Source organism: Blastococcus sp. TML/C7B, from assembly GCF_016612845.1.
Classification (GTDB): Bacteria; Actinomycetota; Actinomycetes; order Mycobacteriales; family Geodermatophilaceae; genus Blastococcus.
Map to the genome: position 1 here is coordinate 891,617 of NZ_JAEOAA010000001.1, position 14,917 is coordinate 906,533.

Here is a 14,917-nt window from a genome sequence, read left to right on the forward strand (position 1 = left end):
CGTGCGGGCCTACAAGAACTCTCATGCAAATAAGAGTCAAAAAGATGCTCGCGTCCACTGTGCAGTTCTCAACGTACGACCAGACACCCTCCACACGACCCCGCCAGACCCGGCACCCCCACGAGGGGCCGGCGGTACGAGAAACAGGAAGGCCCTGACACGAAGAACCCGATCACCCCCGCGCACGGGGATGGTCCGCTCCCTCAGGACCCAACAGCGTGCCTACGACCAACCCACCACCACCACCCCGTTCCCCACACCCCTACCCGTCCCGAAGAACACGAAGAGATGCCGTACTAGGAGCAGCACCAGCTGCCGGCCGAACTGGTCAGCGTTCCACCCTCGAGCACCACCCAGGCACCCCGCGCACCCCCCGAAACTGGAGGGCACATCCTGGCCTGGCATGGCTCTGCACCGACAAGCTGATGCTTGCCGGCGAGTTGCTCCTTAGAAAGGAGGTGATCCAGCCGCACCTTCCGGTACGGCTACCTTGTTACGACTTCGTCCCAATCGCCGATCCCGCCTTCGACGGCTCCCTCCACAAGGGTTGGGCCACCGGCTTCGGGCGTTACCGACTTTCGTGACGTGACGGGCGGTGTGTACAAGGCCCGGGAACGTATTCACCGCAGCATTGCTGATCTGCGATTACTAGCGACTCCAACTTCATGGGGTCGAGTTGCAGACCCCAATCCGAACTGAGACCGGCTTTTTGGGATTCGCTCCACCTCGCGGTATCGCAGCCCTTTGTACCGGCCATTGTAGCATGTTTGCAGCCCTAGACATAAGGGGCATGATGATTTGACGTCATCCCCACCTTCCTCCGAGTTGACCCCGGCAGTCTCCTATGAGTCCCCACCATGACGTGCTGGCAACATAGAACGAGGGTTGCGCTCGTTGCGGGACTTAACCCAACATCTCACGACACGAGCTGACGACAACCATGCACCACCTGTGCACGGCCCTTACGGACCCACCATCTCTGGAGGATTTCCGTGCATGTCAAGCCTAGGTAAGGTTCTTCGCGTTGCATCGAATTAAGCAACATGCTCCGCCGCTTGTGCGGGCCCCCGTCAATTCCTTTGAGTTTTAGCCTTGCGGCCGTACTCCCCAGGCGGGGCGCTTAATGCGTTAGCTGCGGCACGGAACTCGTGGAATGAGCCCCACACCTAGCGCCCAACGTTTACGGCGTGGACTACCAGGGTATCTAATCCTGTTCGCTCCCCACGCTTTCGCTCCTCAGCGTCAGTTGTTGCCCAGAGACCCGCCTTCGCCACCGGTGTTCCTCCTGATATCTGCGCATTTCACCGCTACACCAGGAATTCCAGTCTCCCCTGCAACACTCTAGTCTGCTCGTATCGACTGCAGGCCTGAGGTTGAGCCTCAGGTTTTCACAGCCGACGCAACAAACCGCCTACGAGCTCTTTACGCCCAATAATTCCGGACAACGCTTGCACCCTACGTATTACCGCGGCTGCTGGCACGTAGTTGGCCGGTGCTTCTTCTGCAGGTACCGTCACTTTCGCTTCGTCCCTGCTGAAAGAGGTTTACAACCCGAAGGCCGTCATCCCCCACGCGGCGTCGCTGCGTCAGGCTTTCGCCCATTGCGCAATATTCCCCACTGCTGCCTCCCGTAGGAGTCTGGGCCGTGTCTCAGTCCCAGTGTGGCCGGTCACCCTCTCAGGCCGGCTACCCGTCGTCGCCTTGGTAGGCCACTACCCCACCAACAAGCTGATAGGCCGCGGGCCCATCCTCAGCCGATAAATCTTTCCACCACCAGACCATGCGGTCAGCAGTCACATCCGGTATTAGCCCCAATTTCTTGAAGTTATCCCAGAGCTGAGGGCAGGTTGCCCACGTGTTACTCACCCGTTCGCCACTGATCCCCCACCGAAGCGGGTTCACCGTTCGACTTGCATGTGTTAAGCACGCCGCCAGCGTTCGTCCTGAGCCAGGATCAAACTCTCCGTAGATGAATTTGAACCGGCTGAGAACCGAGAGCTAGCACTCTCGATATCAATCAACCAAAGGAATCCCAGCCGGAAACACAAAGCCCCCGGCACGGGGTATTACTTGGCACTGACTTTCGGCACGCTGTTGAGTTCTCAAAGAGCGGACGCGCACAAACTCGACCCTTCCGGGCTCCGTCTGCGGCTGGATGTCCAACACTACGCCGGTTTCCGTTGCCCCCGCCAGCGGCGGGTCCCGGTCCGGCGGAGCCTCAGCTCCGCGCGGCGCATGGAGAACACTACACGCCCTCCAGGGGGCCCTGCAGGGGGGGTCCCCCGGGGGTCCGTGGCGAGCCTCCGGGGACACCGGATCCCCGGGATTCCGGGCTTTCTGCCGTGCACGGACGTCGCGGAACGTGCTGGCGGAGGCGTCAGGCGACCCCTCGCGGGCGGAACTGGACGCTGACCCGCGGGCCCACCGGCTTGGCCGTCTTGGGGATGCAGTGCTCCCACGTGCGCTGGCAGGTACCGCCCATGACCACGAGATCGCCATGACCGAGGGGGAACCGGAGGCTCGGGCCGCCGGCGACCGGGCGCAGGAGCAACGGGCGCGGGGAACCGAAGGACACGATCGCGACCATCGTGCTGCCCGAGCGGCCGCGGCCCAGGCGGTCGCCGTGCCAGGCGACGCTGTCCCGGCCGTCCCGGTACAGGCACATGCCGGCACTGACGAACGGCTCGCCGAGCTCGGGTCCGTAGTGGACGTCCAGCGCCGTGCGGGCCGTGGTGAGCAGCGGGTGGGGCAGTACCTCGCCGGCGCCGTACCAGCGGAGCAGCCGCGGCACCGCCACCTCGCGCTCGTACATCTGGCGCCGGTCCTCGCGCCAGCCGATGTCCCCCAGCAGCACCTCGAGGACCTCGTCCGAGCCGGACACCCAGCCGGGCAGGTGGTCCACCCAGGCGCCGGCGCTCAGCTCGTGCCGCTGCACGCGGCCGGCCAGGGGTGTCAGCGTGGCCTCCTCGGCCACGTCCCACATCGACGGCTGATGGGCGAGCGTCATGCCCGGGACGCTACTCCGACTTTTCGCACATGTGTGCGAAAAGCTGTGGACGGACGTCCGGTCAGGCGGTGAGCGCGAGGGCGAAGGGCAGGACGGCCGACGCCCCGGCCCGGCGCAGCTCCCGGCCGGCCACGGTCATCGTCCAGCGGGAGTCGGCGAGGTCGTCCACGAGCAGCACCGGTCCGGAGAGCTCGGCCAGCCGGTCGCGGAGCTCGGGGCCGACGACGATCCGGTCCCACACGGCGGCCAGCCGGAAGGCGCTGTTCCCGCCGGGCTGGCCGGTCGGACCGCCGTGCGCCAGGGACAGCTCACCCAGGTAGTCCAGCCGGCCCATGCGGGCCAGCCCCTGCGCGACGCCGGTGACCAGCCGGGGCCGGCGGCGCGAGGGCACCGCGACGACGGCGACGGGGCGCTGCGCCCAGTCCCAGGCGGCGAGCACACGGGCGCAGGCGCGGAGCAGCTCCTCGTCCGGAGGGACGTCGGCGAGGTTGTGCTGCAGAGGCACGTCGAAGGCGGCGTCCGGGTCCTCCTCGATGCCCGGGGCCTCCAGGTCCACCACGCCGCCCACGCCGTCGTCACCGAGGAGGGTGCGCAGCCGCTGCCCCCAGCCCAGGTCGGTCAGCCGGGCCACGGCCCGGCCGGGCTCGAGCTGCTCGCCGGCGGCGATCTTGCCCTTGACGTCCACGCCCAGGCGGTCCGCGCCGGTGGGCCACTGGGCCCGCGGCGCGAGCTCCACGCCGGGCCGGTCGAGCGCCGCGGAGGCGGCCTCCGCGGCGGCCTCGGGCACGTCGGTCGAGTACCAGGGGCCGGCGCAGACGTCGCAGCGCCCGCAGGGGGCGGCCGTCGGGTCGTCCAGGGCGGACTGGAGGAAGGCCATCCGGCACTCGGCCTCGTCGACGGGCTTGGCGTAGGCGAGCATCGCCCGCTGCTCGGCCTCGCGCGTGCGCGTGACGCGGGAGTAGCGGTCGGCGTCGTACACCCACGGCCGCCCGGTGGAACGCCACCCGCCCTGCACCCGCTCGACCGCCCCGTCGACGGCCAGCACCTTGAGCAGCAGCTCCAGCCGGGAGCGGCGCACGTCCGCGACGGTCTCCAGCCGGGCCACCGACCAGGCCTTGCCGTCGGCCATCGCGCCGAGCACGGCGGCGGCGTGGTCCTCCCGCGGCATGGAGGACGTGGCGAACCACTGCCAGATCGCGATGTCCTCGGGCCCGGGGAGGAGCAGCACGTCGGCGTGTTCGACGGCGCGGCCGGCACGGCCCACCTGCTGGTAGTAGCTGACCGGCGAGGACGGCGCCCCCAGGTGGACGACGAAACCGAGGTCCGGCTTGTCGAAGCCCATGCCCAGCGCGGAGGTGGCGACCAGCGCCTTGACCCGGTTCTCGCGCAGCGCCTCCTCGGCGTCCTTGCGGTCGGCGTCGTCCAGCCGGCCGGTGTAGGCGCGCACCTCGTGGCCCGCGTCCCGCAGCAGGGCGGCGGTCTCCTCTGCCGCGGCCACGGTGAGCGTGTAGACGATCCCGCTGCCCGGGAGGTCGCCGATCCGGGCGGCCAGCCAGGCGAGGCGGGCGCGGTCCGAGGGCAGCCGCAGCACGCCCAGCCGCAGCGAGTCGCGGGAGAGCGGCCCGCGCACCGTCGTCACCTCGACCCCGCCGGCGCCCAGCTGCTCGGCGACGTCGTCCACCACGCGCTCGTTGGCGGTGGCGGTGGTCGCGAGCACCGGCGTCCCGGACGGCAGGGTGCCGAGCAGGTCGCGGATGCGGCGGTAGTCGGGCCGGAAGTCGTGGCCCCAGTCGGAGACGCAGTGCGCCTCGTCGACCACGACCAGACCGCAGCGGGCGACCAGCCCGGGCAGCTGCTCCTCGCGGAACCGCGGGTTCGTGAGCCGCTCGGGGGAGACGAGCAGGACGTCGACGTCGTCGGCGGCGAGGCGGGCGGCGATGTCGTCCCACTCGGTCATGTTGGCGCTGGAGATCTCCACCGCGCGGATGCCTGCACGCGCAGCGGCGGCCACCTGGTCGCGCATGAGCGCCAGCAGCGGGCTGACCAGCAGCGTCGGCCCCTTGCCGCGGCGGCGCAGCAGCGCGGTGGAGACGAAGTAGACGGCGGACTTGCCCCAGCCCGTGCGCTGCACGACCAGCGCCCGCTGCGAGCGCTCGACCAGCGCCGACACCGCGGCGTCCTGGCCCTCGCGGAAGACGGCGTCGGGGCGGCCGGTGAGCTCGCGGAGGACGGCCAGCGCCTCGTCGGCGATCTCGGACGTGGGCGCTGCGGTCGTCATGCCCCGACAGTAGGCACCGGGGACAACAGGACGGGCCCGCGAGCGGAACCGGTGGACAGCGGTGGAGAATCCACAGGCGATGGCACACCAGGGGCAGCGACCGCCGGACAACCACGTCCACACGCACTGGTCCTGGGACACCGCCGACTCCTCCACGATGCGCAAGGCCTGCGAGCGGGCCGTGCAGCTGGGCCTGCCGGCGATCGCGTTCACCGAGCACCTCGACTTCACCGTGTGGGACCCCGACGACCGGGCCACCGACGAGGGCCTGGTCGAGCGGCACGCCTCCCGGCACGCGGAGATCGACGTCGAGGGGTACTTCGCCGAGCTCGAGGACGTCCGCGGTCGGTTCCCCGAGCTGCGCATCCTGTCCGGCGTCGAGACCGGCGAGCCGCACCTGTTCGGCAGCAGCGTCGCCTCCTACCTGCGGCAGGCGCCGGTCGACCGCATCCTCGGCTCGCTGCACTCCCTCTCCCAGGGCGGCCGGCTGTACGGCGTCGGGCACCTGCTCTGGCAGGACGACGACGGCACGATGCGCCGCTACCTGGCCGAGCTGGTGGACATGGTGGAGAGCAGCGCCGTCTTCCAGGTGCTCGCGCACGTCGACTTCCCGCGCCGCTACTGGCCCGGCGGCACGCACCGGTACGTGGAGAAGGAGTTCGAGGAGGAGTACCGGGCCGTCTTCCGCGCGCTGGCCCGCTCCGGCCGGGCGCTGGAGATCAACACCAGCAGCCCGCTGGCCTCGGCCGACCAGATGCGCTGGTTCCACGAGGAGGGCGGCGAGGCGGTCAGCTTCGGCAGCGACGCGCACAGCCCGGCCGCCGTGGGGCAGAAGTTCGACCTGGCGGTCGACGTCGTGGAGGCGGCGGGCTTCCGTCCCGGTCGCGACCGGTTCGACTTCTGGCGGCGCTGAGCCTCAGGCGACGCGGGGCAGCGGCACCGTCATGGGCGCTGCCGCCCGGACCGGAGGGGGCGGCGGGGGCGGCGTCCGGGTGATCGCGGTGTCGGGAAAGACGAAGCGGTAGGTCGTCTCGTTGTCCTGGACGGCGAACACCTGGCCGTCGGGGCCCGCGTGGTGCAGCACGAGCCCGTCGACCCGCTCGGCGACGCGGCGCAGGGCGCGGGCGTCGGCGACGTCCACGACGCTGCGGCCGGCGCTGAGCCCGGTCACCGGCAGGATCCGCCCGGCGTTGCGGACGGCGAACTCGTCGGCGGCGTCGCCGGCGCGGGGCCGGCCGATCCAGCCGGCGACGGCGGTGACGACCACCGCGAGGACCAGGACGATGACGGCGATGAGTCGGGCGGCGCCGATGGGCAGGTCGACGCCGAGCAGGCCGAACGAGCGGGCGACCTCCGTGTCGACGGACACCGCGACGGTGCCGGTCGGGGCGAAGGAGCCCTCGGACGGCGGCCGCAGCGCCACGGTGTCCATGGCGAAGGTGAGCGGCGCCAGCTCGCCCGCGGTGAACTGCTCACCCTGCACCGTGCCGGTCACGTCGAGGACCGGGGTGACGAGGATGCTCGCGGAGCCGGCGGTGGCCCCGATCTCCGCGTTGTGCCGGCCGACGAGGGCGGCGGCGAGCGTGGGGTCCAGCTCGGCCGACGCGGTGGCCGTGCCGTCCAACGACCGGGGCCGGGCGGCCGCTGGCGAGGGGGGCGCTCCAGCCGTCGGAGGTCGCGACGGAGAGGTCCAGCCGCACGCTGCCGTCGACGGTGTCGAGGCCGGGGGCGTCGACGGTGTGCGCGAAGGACACCGTCAGCGCGTCGACCAGCTTGGTGTAGACCGGATCGCCCGTGGTGACGGCGCCGGTCGGGTAGGTGGTCCCGACCTCGGCCGGCCCGGCGTAGGTGAAGGTGCCCTGCTGGGTGACCGGCTGGCTGCGGGCCTCCGTCTCCGTGGACGGGAGGCCGAGCAGCAGCACGCCGGAGCCCGCGGCGAGCAGGGCGACGGCGCCCGCGCCCACGGCGACCTGGCGGGCCTGGGCGCGCGTCGGCATGGAGAAGGACGCCGGCAGGGCCGGCGACGCGGGGCGCGGGAGGGACGGTCGCGCGAGGGACGGCAGGGAGGGGAAGGACGGGAGGGCGACAGCAGGCAGGGCCCGGGCGGCGCGGTGCCGTGGGGCCTTGCGGCCCGGGCGCTTGCGTCGGTGGTTGCCGAACACCCCGAAGATGCCGGCGAGGACGAGGGCGAGGGACCACGGCGAGGCGATCGCGGCCAGGACCTTCCCGCCCTGGGGCACCTGGCGGAACAGCGTGCCGAGGAGCTCGTCGGCGGTCGGCCGGTCCTGGTCGAGCCAGTCGTTGTTGTCGCCCTGGAAGACGAACCGGTCCCCCTCGACGGCGACGATCCGGTGCATGACGACGGTGTCGAGGGTCTCCGAGTAGTAGGCCGCGACGTCGCCGACCTCGTAGGAGTCGGCCGGCCGGAGCACGGCGAGGTCACCGGTGGAGAAGCCCGGTTCCATGCTGACGCCGTGGGTGGTGACGTACGTGGTGGAGCCGCCGAGCTGTGCGGGCCAGAACAACCAGGCAGCCGCCAGCACCAGCGCGGCGATCGCGCTGGTGCTGGCGGCTCTGGTTGCGGCGTTCATGCTCGCTTCCGGCTCAGGGGACGTGCGGACGGCGTCGAGCCGCCCGGCCGGGCCGATCAGGGGTTACTTCGCGACCACGGTCAGGGCGACCTTCGTGATCTCCTCGACGACGACGTCGCCGGCCTCGCAGGTGACCAGGTAAGGCGCGGCGCCGCCGGCGGACGGGGTGCAGTCGAACGGCGTGGTGGCGATGCCGTCGCCGGTGATCGTCAGGTACGAGTTCGTGTCCTCGACGTCGGTGGTCACGGTGAAGACGACCTCGTGGAGCTTGGTCGCGTCCGTGGACAGCACGTTGTAGGCGACGTTGCTGACGGTCACACCGCTGACCGCGAGCTCGCCGTAACCGACCTGGTCGTCAGCCGTCGCGTCCGGGTTGAACGTGTTGCTGTTCGTGAAGGCGGAGGTGGCGATGCCGGCGGTGGCGACCGCGACGCCGGCGAGCAGAACGCGCGACATGCGCATGGGGAGTGTCCGTTCTCTCAATGGCGCAGATCCCCGCGCGGGTTCTCACCCGGTGTGGCGGTGCCTGTGCCCGTCATCCTTGACAGGGCACCTTTCGGCACGGGGTCGGTCCGTGTTAACTCCTGTCCCACAAGAAATCCGGAGTTCCCACGTCGACCCGACGGGGCGCTGACCAGCGCACGACGACAGGGGCCCGGGACCGATCGGTCCGGGGCCCCTGTCGTGCGGGAGAGCGGTGCCGCGTGGCGGTCAGGCGACGGTCGTCTCCAGGGTCACCGGGACGTTGCCGCGCGTGGCGTTGGAGTACGGGCACACCTGGTGGGCGGCCGCCACGAGCTGCTCCGCGGCGTCCTGGTCCAGGCCGCCGAGCTCGACGGAGAGCGTGATCTCGAGGCCGAACCCGCCGGCCTCGTTCGCGCCGATGCCGACGTCGGCCGTGACCGCCGAGTCGGTGAAGGCCACCCTCTTCTCGCGGGCGACCGCCTTCAGCGCGGAGTGGAAGCAGGCCGCGTAGCCGGCGGCGAACAGCTGCTCGGGGTTGGTCGCCCCGCCCGGGCCGCCCATCTCCTTCGGGATCGCCAGGTCGAGGTCGATCAGCCCGTCCGAGGAGCGGGTGTGGCCGTTGCGGCCCTCGCCGGTGGCGGTCGCGGTGGCGGTGTAGATGGCGGGCACGGGTCCTCCAGGACGTCGACGGGGCAGAACGGTCGTTCTGCCTCGGCTCCACCTGATCACGATGACGTCCAACCCGCAAGACAGAACGTTCGTTCTGCTAGCCTGGCCCCGTGACAGCCCCGGTCCGCAGCTCCGCCGCGCGCGACCGCCTGCTCGCGACCGCGTCCCGCACCTTCTACGGCGAGGGCATCCGCGGGGTCGGCGTCGACCGCATCGTCACCGAGGCCGGCGTCACGCGGGCCACCTTCTACCGGCACTTCCCCGGCAAGGACGACCTCGTCGTGGCCTACCTCGAAGCCGTCGACGTCGCCGTCCGCGGGCGGGTGGGCGAGGTCCCGGACACCACCGAGGGCGCCGCGGACCTGGTCCGGGCCCTCGCCGGCGGGATCGGGGACGAGCGTCTGCGCGCGCGGCTTCCGCGGTTGCCCCTTCATCAACGCGGCGGCCGAGTTCCCCGATCCGGAGAGCCCCGTGCACCGCGCCGTCGTCGTCCACCGGGAGTGGCTGGCGGGGACGGTCACCCGCGCCTTCGCGACCGCCGGTCACCCCGACCCGGCCGAGGCGACGCGGCGCTTCGTCATGCTCCGGGACGGCGCGATGGTCGCGGGCTACCTGGCGGACCCGGAGGCGGCGCGGGCGACGCTGCTCGCCGCCGTCGAGGACCTGCTGCCCGCCTGAGCCGCCACGAGATCTGCACACTCGGGGCTTTCCCCTCGGCCGGGACCCCGAGTGTGCAGATCTCGCGGAAGGGTCAGCGGGAGTAGTACTCCACGACCAGCTGCTCCTCGCAGATCACCGGGACCTCGTCGCGGCTCGGCGTCCGCTCGTAGCGGGCGACGAGGTCGGCGAGCGTGACGGTGAGGTACGCCGGCGGCTCGGCGTGCGCGCCGGAGGCGGCGACGACGAAGGGCTCCTTCGCCCGCGAGCGCTCGGCGATCTGCACGAAGTCGCCCGGCCGGAGGCGGTAGGAGGGCCGGTCCACCCTCGTCCCGTTGACCAGCACGTGCTGGTGGGTGACGAACTGGCGCGCCTGGTAGATCGTGCGGGCGAAGCCGGCGCGCAGGACGGTGGCGTCCAGCCGCGACTCGAGGTCCTGGATCAGCGCCTCGCCCGTCTTGCCACCCGACCGCTTGGCCCGGTCGAACGCCGCGCGGAGCTGGCTCTCGCTGATGTCGTACTGCGCGCGCAGCCGCTGCTTCTCCTTGAGCCGGGTGGAGTAGTCGCTGTCCTTGCGGCGCTTGCGGCCGTGCTCGCCCGGCGGGTACGGACGGCGCTCGAAGTAGGCGACCGCCTTGGGCGTGAGCGCGATGCCGAGGGCTCGGCTGATCCGGATCTTGGGCCGGGGAGTGTTCACGGGTACCTCCGTCTTTGGTTAGGCTAACCTTACTCACGTTCCCGAGAGTCATCGAGGTGCTCCCATGACGGCTGGTCCCAGGCCGAGCCGGTTCGCCGCCGGCACCCCCGCCCCGGTCACCGCCCCGCCCGGCGCCGGCGGGCAGCCCTCGCCGGCGGAGCGGGCGCGCACCGTCGCCGCCCGGTCCGCGGCCGCGCTGCACGTCCTCGGCACGGGGACGACGCCCGCCCTGGCCGCCACCACGACCGGGGACGGGCGCACGTTCGTCGTCGTCCCGACGTCGGGGCCGCTGGTGCGTGCGCTGGCCGGCTCCCCCGTCGGCGACCTCCCCGCCCGGTTGACCGTCACCGACCGGGCCCCGGCGGCGCTGCGCCGGCCGGTGCGGGCACTCGTGGAGCTGGCCGGGTGGCTCACGCCCGTCCCGGACCGCGACGTCGCCGCCGCCGTCCTCGCCTTCGCCGACAGCTGCCCGTGCGAGGCGCTGTTCGAGGTCGGGCTCACCGCGACGCTGCTGCAGCTGGACGTCGCCGACGTCGTCCTGCACGAGGCGCACGCCGTCGACCACGTCGAGCCCGAGGACTTCGCGGCGGCCGCGGTCGACCCGGTCACCGCGGCCGAGGCCGACCTGCTGACCGGGCAGGCGGCGGCACTGGCGCGGCTGCGTGCGCGGGTGCAGGCCTGGGCCGGGCGGCGGGACGACGTCGCCCTGCTCGGGCTGGACCGCTTCGGCGTCCGCTTCCGCGTGGAGTCGCTGCGCGGCGGCTACGACGTGCGGGTGGCCTTCCCCGAGCCGCTGACCAGCAGCGACGGGTTCGCCGACGCCGTCGGCGGGTTGCTGTGCTGCGCGCTGGACTGACCGCCCGCCCGCGCTGGTCGGGACGGCCCCGCTGTGCGACGGTCCTCCGATGACCTCCTCCGACGGCGGCCGCCGAGGCCTGCAGATCACCCTGAGCGCCCTCGCGGCCATCCCCCTCGCCTCCGGGCTCGCCGGCGCGCTGGTCGGGCCCTCCTCGATGCCGGGCGCCGCGGGCCCGGCGACGCCGGACGTCGAGAGCGAGTACCGCTACGCGCACGCCATCTACGCCGCCGCCGCGCCGCTGATCTGGTCGGCGGTGCCGCAGGTCGAGCGCCGGGGCGCGCTGGTGCGCGGCGTCTCCGGCGCCCTCTTCGCCGGCGGGGTGGTGCGGCTGCTCGCCTGGCGCCGCACCGGCCGGCCCTCCCCCGCCCTGGTCGGCGCGGCCGCCCTCGAGCTGCTCGGGACCCCGGTGCTGGTCGCCTGGCAGCACCGCGTGGCACGACGCGCCGGGCGCTGACCGACCGCGCGGAGGCCGCGGCCGGGGTGGTGCGACGATGCGCGTCGCCCGCACCGGTCGCGGGCGTCCGTGCAGGTCGAGGAGGCACCGATGGCGTTCGGCTGGAAGCTCTACGGGGACGGCAAGACCCTGCCGCTGGGTGAGGCGGTGGCCCCCGACGAGCGGTTGACCTGGCCGCGCACGGTGGGCATCGGCGCGCAGCACGTCGTCGCCATGTTCGGGGCGACGTTCGTCTTCCCGCTGCTCATGGGCCTGGACCCCAACCTGGCGATCATGATGAGCGGGGTCGCGACGATCCTGTTCCTGCTCGTCGTGCAGGGGAAGGTGCCCAGCTACCTGGGCAGCTCCGCCTCCTTCGTCGGCGGGGTGGTCGCGGTGCGCGCCGCGGGCGGCTCGGACTCCGACGTCCTGGGGGCGCTGCTGGTCTCCGGCGTCGTCCTCGCCCTGGTCGGCCTGGTCATCCACCTCGCCGGCGTGCGCGTGATCAACAAGGTGCTGCCGCCGGCGGTGACCGGCGCGGTCGTGCTGCTCATCGGGTTCAACCTGGCCCCGGTGGCGACGTCGACCTACTGGCCGCAGGACCAGTGGGTGGCGCTGGCGACCATGGCGTTCGTCGTCGTCGCCTCGCTGCTGCTGCGCGGCTTCCTGGCCCGGATCTCGATCCTGCTCGGCCTGGTCTTCGGCTACCTGCTGTCGATCCTGCTCGACTGGGCGGCCGGCCCGCTGAGCTCCACCGATGCCGACCGGGTGGACTTCACCGCGGTCGGTGACGCCTCGTGGTTCGGGCTCCCGGACTTCACCGCGCCGTCGTTCTCGGTGAACTACTCGCTGCTGGTGCTGCCCGCGGTGATCGCGCTCGTGGCCGAGAACGCCGGGCACGTGAAGGCGGTCGCCGAGATGACCCGCCGCGACCTGGACCCGGTCATCGGCCGCGCCGTCGCCGCCGACGGCCTCACCACGGTGCTGGCGACGGCGGTCGGCGGCTCCCCCACCACCACGTACGCGGAGAACATCGGCGTCATGGCCGCGACCCGCGTCTACTCGACGGCCGCGTACTACGTGGCGGCCGTCGTCGCGATCGGCCTGGGCCTGGTGCCGAAGTTCGGCGCGCTCATCAACGCGATCCCCGGGGGCGTGCTCGGCGGGATCACCGTCGTCCTCTACGGGATGATCGGCCTGCTCGGCGCGAAGATCTGGAAGGAGAACCGGGTCGACTTCGCCAACCCGATCAACCTCGTGCCGCTGGCCGCGGGCATCGTGATCGCCGTCGGCAACTCCGGCAACGCCGCTCCGCTGCTGCAGATCACCGACGACTTCTCCCTGGGTGGCATCGCGCTCGGCACGCTCGTCGCCGTCGTCGGCTGGCACCTGGCCCGCGCGCTGGCGCCCGCGGAGATGCGCGAGTCGCTCACCCTCGAGGGCCCGCACCCCGCCGCCGGATCGACCTTCGGGCACGTGCACGGCGCCGAGGACGACGGCGTCCGGCCGGCCGGTGGGGCCGGTCGCACGACCACCTGAGCGGCATCGCGTTGCGCGCCATGAACTAGCGCCCCGTCATTGGTACGACTCCACCCCCCGCCCGCCGATACCCGCTACGGCGGCGGGGGGCCCGGTCGCCTCCCGAGCCGAGAAGGACCGATGAGCCGACGCACGCGCACAGCCAGCCCCGCCGCGGCACCCGTGCCCGTCCCCCGCGACGTGGAGGCGGTCGAGGCGGTCATCGACGCCCTGGAGGGCGGGTGCTGCCGACAGCGCCGACGCGCACCGCACGATCGTGACCACGCTGGCCCGCGAGCTCGACCTGGACTACGGCGCCGCCTGGCTGGTCGACCCCGACCGGGGCTTCAGCCTGGTCGCCGAATCCGGGCGCTCGGCGCAGACGATGCGCGCCGCCCGGATCGAGCGGCTGATGCCCGGCGAGGGCCTGGCCGGCGCGGCCATCCGCACGCAGGACCCGGTGCTGGCGAACGAGACGACCGACCCGGCGCTGTGCGGGCGGTGGAAGGCGGCGCAGTCCGCCGGCGCGACGCGCGGCTGCGTCCTGCCGATCGCCGACGAGACCGGCCGGATCGTCAGCCTCTACGAGTTCTACAACGACCAGGAGCTGCCGTTCTTCGGCGGCCGGCAGTCGAAGTGGCGGGCCCTGCGCGGCCTGCTCGTGCACGCGCACCGGGCGGCGCTGGCCAAGGCCCACCTGCAGGAGACGCTGCACGACCGGCAGGCGGTGACGACCCGTCGTCACCGAGATCGGCGCGGCCACGAGCCAGGAGCAGGCGCTCCGGGTCGCCCTGGACACCGTGCGCAGCGCCTTCGGCTGGGCCTACGGCTCGTTCTGGGCGCTGGACGAGGAGTCCGGCGTCCTGCGCTTCCAGCAGGAGTCCGGCTCGGCCGGCGAGGAGTTCCGCGCCGTCACGCTGAGCGCCAGCTTCGCCGAGGGCGTGGGCCTGTCCGGTCGCGCCTGGCGGGCCCGCGAGCTGGTCTTCGTGCCCGACATCGGGCAGGTCACCGACTGCGTGCGCGCGCCCGCCGCGCAGCGCGCGGGCGTGAAGTCCGGCGTCTGCTTCCCCCTGATCGTCAACGGCCGCGTCATCGGCACCATGGACTTCTTCGTCACCGAGACCATCGAGCTGTCGGACTCGCGGCGGGCCTCGCTGCGCAACGTGCAGCAGCTGGTGTCGCAGCGGCTGGACGTGCTGCGCCGCAACGAGGAGAGCGCGGAGAACGCCCGCGAGCTGCTGGTCACCGTCGCGCGGCTGCGCGAGGCGGCGAACGAGGCCGGCCGGGTGGCGGAGAGCGCGGTCAGCCAGGCCTCGGCCATGACCGGCGACGTCGTCGCGCTGGACGAGGCGTCGGCCGCCGTCGGCGAGGTCATCCGGATCATCTCCGGCATCGCCGACCAGACCAACCTGCTCGCGCTCAACGCCACCATCGAGGCGGCGCGCGCCGGCGAGGTGGGCAAGGGCTTCGCCGTCGTGGCCAGCGAGGTCAAGGACCTGGCCCGGGAGACGGCGAAGGCCACCCAGCGGGTGGCCGACCAGATCGCCGGCATCCAGTCCAGCTCGAAGGCCGTCGCCGAGGGCATCCACACGACCGGCGAGATCATCGGCCGGCTGGACGAGGTGCAGCACCGGATCGGCGAGGTGCTCGGCGAGCAGGAGCGCATGGCGCAGCTGATCGAGGCCGCGGGCTGAACCGAGCCGGCGTCAGCCGCGGCGGGACGTCCAGCCCTGCTCGCGCAGC

Annotated in this window: 13 protein-coding genes, 1 rRNA gene and 3 pseudogenes; 9 read left to right on the forward strand and 8 right to left on the reverse strand. The window is 72.3% G+C overall.

Annotation, left to right across the window (positions count from 1 at the left end; translation table 11 throughout):
- Positions 1-451: 451 nt before the first annotated feature.
- From JKP76_RS04315 to JKP76_RS04325, 3 genes are all read right to left on the reverse strand, one after another.
- Positions 452-1,970: ribosomal RNA gene (locus tag JKP76_RS04315) — 16S ribosomal RNA — on the reverse strand.
- A gap of 407 nt (positions 1,971-2,377) precedes the next feature.
- Positions 2,378-3,007 (reverse strand): alpha-ketoglutarate-dependent dioxygenase AlkB, encoded by a 630-nt coding sequence (locus JKP76_RS04320; protein WP_200489701.1) that lies wholly within the window; start codon positions 3,005-3,007, stop codon positions 2,378-2,380.
- 61 nt (positions 3,008-3,068) lie between these two features.
- A complete protein-coding gene (locus JKP76_RS04325; protein ID WP_200489702.1) occupies positions 3,069-5,285 on the reverse strand; it encodes a RecQ family ATP-dependent DNA helicase in 2,217 nt (738 codons plus the stop codon).
- A 79-nt stretch (positions 5,286-5,364) separates the two neighbouring features.
- On the opposite strand from JKP76_RS04325, the gene JKP76_RS04330 reads away from it, so the two are divergent.
- A complete protein-coding gene (locus JKP76_RS04330) occupies positions 5,365-6,198 on the forward strand; it encodes a histidinol-phosphatase HisJ family protein (protein WP_200489703.1) in 834 nt (277 codons plus the stop codon).
- Between the two features lie 3 nt (positions 6,199-6,201).
- Here the strand turns inward: JKP76_RS04330 and JKP76_RS04335 are convergent, their stop codons facing one another.
- The 4 genes from JKP76_RS04335 to JKP76_RS04350 all read right to left on the reverse strand — a co-directional run bounded on the left by JKP76_RS04335 (position 6,202) and on the right by JKP76_RS04350 (position 9,010).
- On the reverse strand, positions 6,202-6,780 hold the full coding sequence (locus JKP76_RS04335) for a hypothetical protein (protein WP_200489704.1): 579 nt from the start codon (positions 6,778-6,780) through the stop codon (positions 6,202-6,204).
- Entirely contained in the window at positions 6,758-7,876 is a 1,119-nt protein-coding gene (locus JKP76_RS04340; protein ID WP_200489705.1) for a signal peptidase I, read from the reverse strand. Before JKP76_RS04340 ends, JKP76_RS04335 begins: the two co-directional genes overlap by 23 nt.
- Positions 7,877-7,939: 63 nt before the next feature.
- Positions 7,940-8,332, reverse strand: a complete 393-nt coding sequence (locus tag JKP76_RS04345; RefSeq protein ID WP_200489706.1) for a hypothetical protein — start codon at positions 8,330-8,332, stop codon at positions 7,940-7,942.
- Positions 8,333-8,587: 255 nt separating this feature from the next.
- Complete coding sequence (locus JKP76_RS04350; RefSeq protein WP_200489707.1) at positions 8,588-9,010, reverse strand: organic hydroperoxide resistance protein; 423 nt, start codon at positions 9,008-9,010, stop codon at positions 8,588-8,590.
- A 110-nt stretch (positions 9,011-9,120) separates the two neighbouring features.
- Here JKP76_RS04350 and JKP76_RS23890 point away from each other — a divergent pair.
- Positions 9,121-9,285: pseudogene (locus JKP76_RS23890) on the forward strand (TetR/AcrR family transcriptional regulator); the annotation flags it as partial.
- Positions 9,286-9,481: 196 nt separating this feature from the next.
- Positions 9,482-9,688 carry a hypothetical protein gene (locus tag JKP76_RS04360; RefSeq protein WP_200491435.1) on the forward strand — a complete coding sequence of 69 codons (207 nt, stop codon included), beginning with the start codon at positions 9,482-9,484 and terminating at the stop codon, positions 9,686-9,688.
- A 73-nt stretch (positions 9,689-9,761) separates the two neighbouring features.
- Here JKP76_RS04360 and rpsD read toward each other — a convergent pair whose 3' ends face one another.
- Positions 9,762-10,364 carry a 30S ribosomal protein S4 gene (gene rpsD, locus JKP76_RS04365; protein WP_200489708.1) on the reverse strand — a complete coding sequence of 201 codons (603 nt, stop codon included), beginning with the start codon at positions 10,362-10,364 and terminating at the stop codon, positions 9,762-9,764.
- A gap of 64 nt (positions 10,365-10,428) precedes the next feature.
- On the opposite strand from rpsD, the gene JKP76_RS04370 reads away from it, so the two are divergent.
- The 6 genes and pseudogenes from JKP76_RS04370 (at position 10,429) to JKP76_RS23900 (ending at position 14,868) form a co-directional block, all read left to right on the forward strand.
- Positions 10,429-11,220, forward strand: coding sequence for a DUF2470 domain-containing protein (locus JKP76_RS04370; RefSeq protein WP_200489709.1), 792 nt, complete (start codon positions 10,429-10,431; stop codon positions 11,218-11,220).
- A gap of 49 nt (positions 11,221-11,269) precedes the next feature.
- Positions 11,270-11,677 (forward strand): DUF4345 domain-containing protein, encoded by a 408-nt coding sequence (locus JKP76_RS04375; protein WP_200489710.1) that lies wholly within the window; start codon positions 11,270-11,272, stop codon positions 11,675-11,677.
- 90 nt (positions 11,678-11,767) lie between these two features.
- Positions 11,768-13,195 carry a uracil-xanthine permease family protein gene (locus JKP76_RS04380; RefSeq protein ID WP_200489711.1) on the forward strand — a complete coding sequence of 476 codons (1,428 nt, stop codon included), beginning with the start codon at positions 11,768-11,770 and terminating at the stop codon, positions 13,193-13,195.
- Positions 13,196-13,451: 256 nt separating this feature from the next.
- Positions 13,452-13,721: pseudogene (locus JKP76_RS04385) on the forward strand (GAF domain-containing protein); the annotation flags it as partial.
- 253 nt (positions 13,722-13,974) lie between these two features.
- Positions 13,975-14,298: pseudogene (locus JKP76_RS23895) on the forward strand (GAF domain-containing protein); the annotation flags it as partial.
- A gap of 195 nt (positions 14,299-14,493) precedes the next feature.
- Positions 14,494-14,868: a methyl-accepting chemotaxis protein gene (locus JKP76_RS23900; RefSeq protein ID WP_375335642.1), complete on the forward strand. Its 375-nt coding sequence runs from the start codon at positions 14,494-14,496 to the stop codon at positions 14,866-14,868.
- Positions 14,869-14,917 lie beyond the last annotated feature (49 nt).